The 2,860-nt window shown below is 54.1% G+C and carries 2 protein-coding genes and 1 pseudogene; 1 reads left to right on the top strand and 2 read right to left on the bottom strand.

The features are described 5' to 3' along the window. Together ACP5J3_RS12535 and ACP5J3_RS12530 are read right to left on the bottom strand one after the other, a co-directional pair. Positions 1–1,099: LAGLIDADG family homing endonuclease (locus ACP5J3_RS12535; protein WP_428495993.1), on the bottom strand; the 1,099-nt coding region annotated here is incomplete at its 3' end. Positions 1,100–1,328: 229 nt separating this feature from the next. Beyond that, positions 1,329–1,769: pseudogene (locus ACP5J3_RS12530) on the bottom strand (5-formyltetrahydrofolate cyclo-ligase); the annotation flags it as partial. Between the two features lie 46 nt (positions 1,770–1,815). Between ACP5J3_RS12530 and ACP5J3_RS12525 the strand changes: the two are divergent. After that, a partial coding sequence (locus ACP5J3_RS12525) for an SDH family Clp fold serine proteinase (protein ID WP_428495992.1) occupies positions 1,816–2,860 on the top strand: 1,045 nt, incomplete at its 3' end.

The following is a 2,860-nucleotide window of genomic DNA, read 5'->3' as shown; positions in this document are numbered from 1 at the left end:
GTCCGCTCTTGTGGGGGGATGGCACTGCAAATGTAAAGTGTATTTTTTCTGTTAGGCCTATTTCTTTTAGCTTTTCAACAGTTAGATAAGTTTGGAATTGGTTTTTAGGCGATGTAATCACGTTTATTGAAGTGCTGGTTTTTCTCACAGAGAAGCTCCATTTAAAGCTTCCGATTTTTACTAATTTTTCAGCTTTAGGTGAATCTGTAAGCAATTCTGGGGGTATGATTGTCACGAGTTTGCGAAGTTGTCGTTTATAAATATTAAGCAAGTAGTATCTTCTACGTCTATATATTCTTGGGGTAAACCCGAATTTCCACATAAGCGCTACTAGTATTATTGCCAATTTTTCATCGCCAATGGTAATAGAGACGTAACTGTATTTTTCATTTACGTGGCCGTCGCCTTCTATTAATCCCAACATGAAGGCGCCGAAATCTCTTTCGCTTTTGTTAAGTAGTGAGGCTGAAACATATCTTCTAGCTCTTCTATTCCAATCAGAGAGAAAGTTGCTTACATCTAACCTGCTGTTTATAGCACTAATAGCCCTTTGTATTAGTGGATTTGAATTTAGAGCTGATACCGCTTCCCGTACTGTGACATTCCACCAGCTTGTGTCAAGGCGCCAGTATATCTCTACAATTGGTTTTAGTCCCTTTTTAGTGAGGCTAAAGCCTTTTATTCTAATATTTACTAGATTGAATAATTTAGTTAATTTCGATAATTGCCAAAATTGCGTAGTGCCGACTTTGACATAAATATCCTCAATATAGGCATCTGAAGCAAGCCATCCAAGCAGGTATGAATATTTGAAATCCGAGGAGATATTTGCAGTACCTTTTAATTTCTTAAGCTTTGTTGCTAACTCATTCTGACCTTTTACTTTTAGTATAGTGACCTTTCCATCTGTAGATATCTTTACATCGCCATAATCAAACAAGGTTCTTTTCCCCCGGCTGATAACTCTAGGAACCTGCATTAGGGCTTGCCTTAGCTTCGTAATGAGATCATCGCAGGATTCACTAAGGTAACTTCTCCACTCTTCAGCACAATTGATCGCGTCCTTATGCCATAGGCCATCTATACCTAAATTGCCCATATACAATGTAATATTTTTAAATTTATGAATAGTCGTTTTAGAAGACGGAAATCTTTCCATCGGCGATTATTACCTACTTAGATCTTTAGGCGAAGAAATACAAACCAAAATCCTTACCAACAGAGCGCTTTGTCAGAGTCATGTAATTGGGAATCTGTGAAGCTTGGAAAAAGAGGAGGCCTTAGGCTATTGGTCCAGTTGTGAGCCCAGCGAGATTATATGCGAAGGTTCCGAGCCTCCTCCCGTCTCTGGGGTTTACGGCTACTGAGCCTATCACCACGAGGTCTACCGGTGGGAGGTCCCAGGGCTTGACGGGCTTGCCCCATTTAAAGGCGCCGGCGATGGTGGATGCCTCTCTGTACGCGGCTTTGGGGATTTGGGCTGGGTCTAGGAGTAGGAGGCCCTCGCGGATGCGGGGTGTGGGCATCACCACCTTCTTGCCGGCGTGCATCGCCGCCTCGCGGCAGGGCCTCTGGGGGGCGTCGGGGTTTATCTTAACAACGGCGGCCTTGGCGAATACGTCTAGGTGGGCTAGGTTTTGGCAGGCCTTCTCAGCGCCTTTGAAGTTGGGGATTCTGCCGTAGACGGGGCGGGGGAAGGCGGCGACGCCTCTCTCCTCCATTAGTCTCCATATCCTCTCCCTGATGGCCTGCTTCGCCTCCTTGGCCACGGGGTGCTGGGCGCCTCAATTTTTAAAACTGTTTGTTGATGGGGGCGTGGGCAGGTGGCTGGGGTTGCTTCTCCTCCTCGCGGCGCACGCGGCGGCCGGAGGGGCGGCGGTGGCCCTCTACCTCGACGGGACTGTGGACGGCACGGCGGCGTCGCTGGCTAGGTCTGCGCTGGCTGAGGCGGAGAGGCTGGGGGTGCCTCTCGTGGTGGTGCTGGACACCTACGGGGGGTTCCTCGGCCCCATGGACCAGATCGTGGAGATGTTTCTAAACGCCGGGGTGCCGGTGTACGCCTACGTGCCGGAGGGGGCCAAGGCGGTGTCGGCGGGCGCCTTCATAGCCATGGCGGCGAAGCGCATCTACATGGCGCCGACGGCTGAGATAGGCGCGGCGGAGCCCAGGCCCCCGGACCCGAAGGTGGTGAACTACGCCGCGGCTAGGATGAGGTCCCTGGCCTCCGCCAAGTGGAACGACTCCCGCGTCGACGTCGCCGAGTCTTTTGTTAGGCAGAACAGGGTGCTCACCGGCGCGGAGGCCGTGAAGCTCGGCATCGCCGAGCCTCCGCCTCCCGAGGGCTGGAGCTTCGCGGCTGTGTACAGGCGGGACCCGCTGGCGAGGTTGCTCAACGCCCTGTCGGACCCGGCCCTCATCTCGCTTATGATCCTGCTGGGTGTCGTGCTCATCGGCTACGAGCTGGTGGCCGCGGGGTTCCAGGGGGTGGGCGTCGTGGGCGGCGTTCTTCTCGCCCTGGCCCTCTACCTCGTGGGCCAGCTGGGGGCCGACCTCCTCTCCCTTCTCCTCGCCCTGGCCGGCGCGGCGCTTATCGTGGGGGAGATGGTGGCCGGCCACGGGGCCCTGGCCGCCTCCGGCCTGGCCCTCTTTGCCCTTTCGCTGTACTTCGCGGGGAGCGGCCAGCCGTACTACCAGTCCCAGGGGGCTTCATACGCCGCGGCGGGCCTAGCCGCTGTTGGGGCGGTGGCTGTGGCGTACGTGGGGTACAAGGTGAGGCAGGCTTTGAAGAGGCGGCCTCTGGACTACCGTAGCCAGCTGATGGGGGCGAGGGGGGTGGCCAAGACGGAGATAGGGCCGGGGC

The organism is Pyrobaculum sp., assembly GCF_049971835.1.
Classification (GTDB): Archaea; Thermoproteota; Thermoprotei; order Thermoproteales; family Thermoproteaceae; genus Pyrobaculum.
Note: the sequence above shows the minus strand (reverse complement) of the source record. Positions and strands in the feature narration are given on the sequence as shown.